This is a genomic window from Oceanispirochaeta sp. (genome assembly GCF_027859075.1).
In the GTDB taxonomy this organism is placed as follows: domain Bacteria; phylum Spirochaetota; class Spirochaetia; order DSM-2461; family DSM-2461; genus Oceanispirochaeta.
Window position 1 is genome coordinate 1 of the sequence record NZ_JAQIBL010000126.1, and the last position, 6,562, is coordinate 6,562.

General features: G+C 41.1%; 8 protein-coding genes, 1 other RNA gene and 1 pseudogene. All 10 read right to left on the minus strand.

The features are described 5' to 3' along the window. Positions 1–551: pseudogene (locus PF479_RS07145) on the minus strand (flagellin); the annotation flags it as partial. 335 nt (positions 552–886) lie between these two features. Next, a complete protein-coding gene (locus PF479_RS07150; RefSeq protein WP_298004148.1) occupies positions 887–1,747 on the minus strand; it encodes a flagellin in 861 nt (286 codons plus the stop codon). A gap of 152 nt (positions 1,748–1,899) precedes the next feature. Beyond that, positions 1,900–3,021, minus strand: coding sequence for a tetratricopeptide repeat protein (locus tag PF479_RS07155; protein ID WP_298004152.1), 1,122 nt, complete (start codon positions 3,019–3,021; stop codon positions 1,900–1,902). A 17-nt stretch (positions 3,022–3,038) separates the two neighbouring features. Further along, positions 3,039–3,839: a PilZN3 domain-containing protein gene (locus tag PF479_RS07160; RefSeq protein WP_298004155.1), complete on the minus strand. Its 801-nt coding sequence runs from the start codon at positions 3,837–3,839 to the stop codon at positions 3,039–3,041. Between the two features lie 62 nt (positions 3,840–3,901). Next, positions 3,902–4,085, minus strand: a non-coding RNA gene (gene ssrS / locus PF479_RS07165) — 6S RNA. Continuing rightward, positions 4,086–4,412 carry a cell division protein ZapA gene (locus PF479_RS07170; RefSeq protein ID WP_298004157.1) on the minus strand — a complete coding sequence of 109 codons (327 nt, stop codon included), beginning with the start codon at positions 4,410–4,412 and terminating at the stop codon, positions 4,086–4,088. Between the two features lie 2 nt (positions 4,413–4,414). Then, entirely contained in the window at positions 4,415–5,077 is a 663-nt protein-coding gene (locus PF479_RS07175; protein WP_298004160.1) for a cell division protein ZapB, read from the minus strand. Positions 5,078–5,084: 7 nt separating this feature from the next. After that, complete coding sequence (gene rplT, locus PF479_RS07180; protein ID WP_298004163.1) at positions 5,085–5,444, minus strand: 50S ribosomal protein L20; 360 nt, start codon at positions 5,442–5,444, stop codon at positions 5,085–5,087. A 15-nt stretch (positions 5,445–5,459) separates the two neighbouring features. After that, entirely contained in the window at positions 5,460–5,657 is a 198-nt protein-coding gene (gene rpmI / locus PF479_RS07185) for a 50S ribosomal protein L35 (RefSeq protein WP_149485301.1), read from the minus strand. Between the two features lie 13 nt (positions 5,658–5,670). Beyond that, positions 5,671–6,195 (minus strand): translation initiation factor IF-3, encoded by a 525-nt coding sequence (gene infC / locus PF479_RS07190; protein ID WP_298004170.1) that lies wholly within the window; start codon positions 6,193–6,195, stop codon positions 5,671–5,673. Positions 6,196–6,562 lie beyond the last annotated feature (367 nt).

A 6,562-nucleotide genomic window follows, 5' to 3' on the forward strand; every position in this document is an offset into this window, starting at 1 on the left:
CCGCCACCACCCTGCTCGTTTTGAAGACCTAAAGCTTCAGCAGTCATAGTTCCAATAAAGATAGACTCTTTCTGATCCATATTGGCTCCCACTTGAAGCTGCATGACATCACCAGTCGCAGAAGTTTCCGCAAACCGGCCGGTCAGAAGGTTCATGCCGTTGAACTGTGCGTGTGATGCAATTCTGTTCATCTCATCAACCAACTGGCTGACTTCGACCTGAATCTGCATTCTGTCTTCCGCAGTATAAATACCGTTGGAAGCCTGTACGGACAATTCTCTTACACGATGCAGAATATCCTGCGTTTCCTGCAGGTATCCCTCGGTTGTCTGGATAAAAGAAACTCCATTCTGGATATTCTTTTCTGCCTGATTCAGACCTCTGATCTGACTCCGCATTTTTTCAGATACCGCCAGCCCTGACGCATCGTCAGCTGCCTTGTTAATTCTCAGTCCTGACGAAAGCTTTTCCATGTTTTTAGCAGTTTCAGCTTGAGAAACAGCGAGCTGCCTATTTGAATTGATGGCGCTCATATTATGATTAATTATCATATACCCTCCTTGAGATGTTTGTTGGCATCCTTGCCGCAAACCTGTATGCACCTGACTTTGGAAAAAGCTACTATCGCGCCGCTTTACCATTGACAGCTGAACAGGGAGATACTCACGATTCCTCATAAAGAAAAATCGTGTCCATCTCCCTGTCCCGTGAATACACAGGAGGGTTATTTCAAAGAACTTCGTATCCAATAGAGGCGATGCTCTCAACCCCTGGGGGAAAAAAGACATCGCCTTCACTGCATTTTCAAACTAGGTTTGAGAATCTACAGTAAAGACGTGCAACAGGATAGAATCCTGAACAATACTCTACTGAAGATTATATTACACTATTGGAGAAGCTGCAAGACAGCCTGTGATCTCTGATTTGCCTGGGCAAGCATTGCATTGCTAGCCTGGGTTAAAATCTGGTTTTTTGTGAAATCAACAGTTTCTTTTGCCATGTCCAGGTCTCTTATCCGGGATTCAGCGGCCTGCAGGTTCTCTGCGCCGATATCGATTCCCTTGATTGCCATTTCCAGTCTGTTCTGGTAAGCGCCCAGGTCAGCTCTTTGTTTGTTTACAGTTTTAAGAGCTGAGTCCAGTACACCGATGTTTCTGTTTGACTGTTCAGGAGTAGAAATGGACATAATTTCACCGCTACCGAGTCCGCGTAATCCAAGTGCTTCTGCAGTCATGGTTCCAATATAAACCTGTTCTCTCTGATCCATATTGGCTCCAATATGAAACCACATAGAAGAGGTAACAGTATTAAAACCGTTATCAGAAGCAAAACGTCCGGTCAGCATGTTCATTCCATTAAACTGAGCATGTGATGCAACTCTGTCCAATTCGTCCACCAGCTGGGAGACTTCCACTTGTATCTGCATTCTGTCTTCTGCAGTGTAGATACCGTTTGAAGCCTGGACAGCCAGTTCTCTGACTCTCTGGATAATGTCAGTCGACTCCTGAAGATAGCCTTCAGAAGTCTGGATGAATGAGATGCCATCAGATGCGTTGCGGGAAGCCTGGTTCAAACCACGAATCTGAGATCTCATTTTCTCGGATACTGCCAGACCGGAAGCATCATCACCAGCCTTGTTGATTCGCATACCCGAGGACAGTTTCCCCATGTTTGACGCCGTATTCGTATTGGCGATTCCGAGGTTTCTGTTCGCAGTCATTGCACTGATGTTGTGATTAATTATCATATATTCCTCCATGAATATTGAATATGGGCATCCTTGCCCGGAGAGTTTTAATACTCTCTATAATTCATATCGTCATGAGGATTGAAATAACTTGAAAAAAAAATTAAGTTTTTTTAATTTTGTCCGACAAGTCGGAGATTCGATGTCCGACTTTAGGGGTTATTTGACTTATTTTCAATAAATTCGAGATACTCTGTCGCTATTGGGTCTTCCGGGTCTAAGGCCAGAACGGTTCTGAAGAAGGCTGAGGCTTCTTCTTTCTTGTTTTCTTTGAGGCAAAGTATTCCCATATTGGAGATTATCTTTAAATCTTCAGAATTAAGGGCCAATGCCTCCTGCAGGTATTGGCGGCTCTTGTCGTATTCTCCGAGCTCCAGGGTGCAGATAGCAAGTTCATTCAGTATCTCAGTTTGAGGTCCCTTGAGTTCCGCCGCCCTTAAAAAACATTGGAATCCCTCTTCAAATTGAGACATTTTACGCAGGGCCCAGCCCTTGAGAAACCAGGCATTCCATACTTGTGAATTTTCATCAAGAAAATGCTTGATGAGATCTAATCCTTCTTGATTCCTGTCTTCACTCACCAGGCTGTAGGCTTCCCGATACAATTCATCAGTATCTTTGAGTTCTGAGCATTCTCTCATCAGTTTTTCAGCCTCACTGCGTTTCTTTTCGTCATCTCCCATGCTGAGATAGCTGAATGCAAGTTCATAACTGCGTTTGAAGTCCTGCCTGTTATAGAAAAACCAGGAGGCATTAAAATATATATCCGGTAGATCCTCTGCCTCTCCAAGAAGCTCTGAATACATAGTCTCCACTTTAAGTTTGAGATCATTGAAGGATGATGATGTTTTCTCTTTCATATTATTCAGTTTGTTTTCATAAAGAAGAACAAGATTAAGCCTGCTGCGCAGATCCTGAGGATCTAAGCCGATGAGGGCCAGGAATATTTCCTCTGCCAGTTCATAGTCAGAGCTTTGGGCCTTTATTATTGCAGATTGGGTCAGTTCCGCAGTGATTTCCGGGCGTGTTGATTTTATGAAAATTCGGAAGTAGGGGAGATCCTCGTTATCCGGGTCATAGGCCAATATTTTAAGCATTCCTGAAATGATCATTTCCCAGCTTAAATTTTCTGCCTTCCAGTCAGAAGGGTTCATTCCTTCGGGGATTTCAATGGGGAGCAGTACTTTGGGATCAAGATCCATGGATCCAATTTTATGGCTTATATCTTCAGGAACGGATATGTAGATAATTTGATTGAGTTTATTATTTTTCATTCTAATAATGTAACGAATTAACGGTTAAGAAGGAAGTTATTAATCAACACTTTATAGGCTAAAGGCAAAGCTTCTAAAGTAAAATGAAGGATAATGGCAGCCAAATCCCTTCTTCCTTGAACTTCTTCAAAGCGGAGTATTCGACCAACGATGCTTAAGGTCTCACCTTTCTTGTTTAAAATTTTAATTTCTGCAGTTTTATTCAGTAAAAACTTTGCATTACCATGGATGATGATCTTGGTACCGGAAAATGAAAGATCTCTTAAAATCCCCTTTCTGGGTATGTTATCAACAATGATCATGCAGTTTTTAGATCCGAGATCCATTCTTTTCATGTTCTCAACAGTAATGAGAAGTCGCTCTTCTTTTCTTTTGGAGGCATTTACGTTGGCTTCCAGTAGGAAACCCAGAATTTCGATGAGGTTATCCGGTGGCTTTGTAAAGTATTTTATGGTGCAAAAGAAAAGGTCTGACTGAGTCTCTGAGTATTTTGTAAAATTTGACAAGCGACCCTGAATGAAAAAATTCAATTCTTCCGGTTTGGGCAGATCATCCTTTAAGAATGAGAGCCTGAGAGAAAGGTTGGTTTCATTCTTGATAATCTCCTGGAGTAAGATTTGGGGCAGGGACACAATGATTCTGGCTGATTCCAGACTGGTCGCATAAAGAATGCAGGGACAGGGACCCTCTTTGAGTTTAAGAAAAACCTTCTTGGGTTGGAGACCCGTGGTTTTACTCACGTCCTTATTAAAGGTTACTTCAATACTGCGGAATTTATTATATAGATCAGTAATTATCTGGTTTGTTACAATAGCCATAAATGTATATGAGAACTTTAATCGTATTTTGTCCTATGGTCAATTCAATTGGATAATAATCGAAAAAACCCGCAGTGCCGTTTGGGGAATTCATCCTCTTGAACTCAATTGTTCAAGTGGGCTTCCGTTCCAGGACGTCCTGTTTCTCCGCAAGGGATAGCAATTCAGTCCTAAGCATTCGGGAATCCCATGGATATGACTTGTCGCAAGAGAAATATCCCTGAAACACGTACACCGCAGGCAAAATTATTCGTTCACACTGGTATCCAGTACATCTAATACTCTCTGAAAAGCCCGGTCAACCTCTTCTGTAATTACAATATCAGTTTGGGGGAGAGTGTCGTCAGTGCCTGTTTTATATTGGGAATTTTTAAGACTGATCAGTTCATCTACAATGTATATGCTCGACAGGATCGAAAGCTTCAACTGATCAACCGATTTATGCTTATCCCTGGTTTCTTCAATTTTCTTGTTTAAAAACCAGATAACCTGCTTAAGCTGGGTGGAATCATCCTTTGCTTTCAAAGTAAGATTTACACCCAAAATATTCACTGTAAGCAGGTCATCACTCATTTTCAGAATATTTCCAGGTTCTGTGGATATCCTGAGTTTTTGTCTTCTTCAGACTTGATTGAGGCGGGTTTTTTGATGATTTCCTCTTCAGATTCTGTTGTATTCTCAAAAGAAGACTCTACCGCTGTCAAAGATTCTTCTATGACAGGGGCTTCATCCTGAGAATTTTCTGATTCAATTTCCAACTGTTCCGATTGATTGCCTGATTCATCACTTACAGCCTTATCATCGCTGAATTCTAATTCAGATTTTTCATCAGATGACTTGTCATCTTCTGATTCATCCGCAAGAGAAACCTCGATGGTTTCTTCTATCGATTCTTCTTCCTGAGAAGCTTCCTCTTTGAATATTACTTGGGGCTGTGCAATTTCAGTGTCTTCACTAGCTGAAATAGTTTCAGAAGTTATCTCTTCCTCTGCAGTTTCATCATCACCGCTTCCGTCATCCAGTTCGTCAAACTGGTTCAGCGCTTCAAAAATACCTTTTTCTATCACTTCATGCTCACTGGTCAGTGAAATTTTCTGGCTTTCCAGCTCAGCTATCATTTCTTCAAGAAGAGTTAGCTCCTCTTTCATTTCACTATTTTCTTTTTTCAGCTTTTTTATTAATTGAACTGCATCGCTGACTTTTTTTTCCAGTAACTGAATTTGATCGAAAGTTATCATTGAATAATTACGCTCCTAAAGAAGTTTTTGCTTTTTCTACAAGTGCAGAAAATGCCTTGGGATCCTCGATTGCCAAATTGGAAAGAGATTTTCTATTTATCTCGATCTGGGCAATGTTCAATCCATTGATAAATCTTGAATAGCTGATATCTTCGGCTCTACAAGCTGCAGATATTCTGGCAATCCAAAGTTGGCGGAAATCTCTTTTCCGGACTTTTCTGTCTCTATAGGCATATTGTCCTGCTTTAGCGACAGCATCTTTAGCAACGCGGTGCAGTTTACTGCGGCGTCCCCAAAATCCCTTGGCTTCTTTAAGAATCTTTTTTCTATGATCCTTTCTTTTTGTACCGTGTACTGCTCTAGGCATTCTTTAATTCCTTCCTTAACCGTAAGGCAATAAAATTTTCAGTCTTGGAATCTCAGTCTTACTGATTACATCAGGATGTCTGAGTTTCCGTTTTCTCTTGGCTGACTTCTTGGTCAGAATATGGCGGGTAGCCTGTTTCTTGTACTTGGCTTTCCCAGTGCCGGTCATCTTAAACCGTTTCGCAGCACTTCTACGTGTCTTCATCTTAGGCATATGAATCCCTCTATTATTTTTTCTGTTTCGGACTCAACATCATGGACATGAACCGACCTTCCTGACGGGGAGGGCTGTCAATGACATATGAACCTTCTTCCAGCAGTTCAAGCAATCTATCCAGAACAACTCGTCCCAGTTCTGTATGGGCCATTTCCCTACCGCGGAAACGAATGGTTACTTTAACTTTATTTCCTTCACCAAGGAATTGCATGACATGTTTTGTTTTGAATGCAAGATCGTGTTTTTCAATCTTGGGCTGCATACGGACTTCTTTAAGCTTCACCAGTTTCTGTTTCTTTTTCTGTTCCCGGTTTTTTTTATCCAGGTCAAATTTATACTTTCCGTAATCCAGGATCTTACACACAGGGGGGTTCGATTGTGGAGCTACTTCAACCAGATCTGCACCAGCTTCTTTTGCCATTTCAAGGGCTTCTCTGGTCGCTACAATACCTTTCTGATTTCCCTCATCATCTATAAGTCTGACTTCTCTCACCCTAATCTGATCGTTAATCCTTAAATCTTTAACAGCCAACATTCCTCCTTGGAATTATTCTGAGTTGAATAACACTCTTCCTCTACAAAGTTAAGTGAAAATATAGCATAATCGCCCAAGAAGAGTCAAAGGGGATAAATCTCACTAATCACGGGAATATAAAGGAATAAGTCATTTGTGTCCAGACGTATTTATATGGCAGTGTAGATACTTCCCGGATGATTCTTGTGCAATCCTTTTATTCATGATAATAATAGCAACTATATGGTACTTTTTCTAATTACACTTATGCCGCTTTTCTACTGGTTCGTTCAATATCTTTTTAATAATGATAATGTTCGTTTTTCAGACAGAATTCTACCATTTTTTTATGGTTTTCTGGCAGCAATTCCTGTTGTTCTTCTTCAAT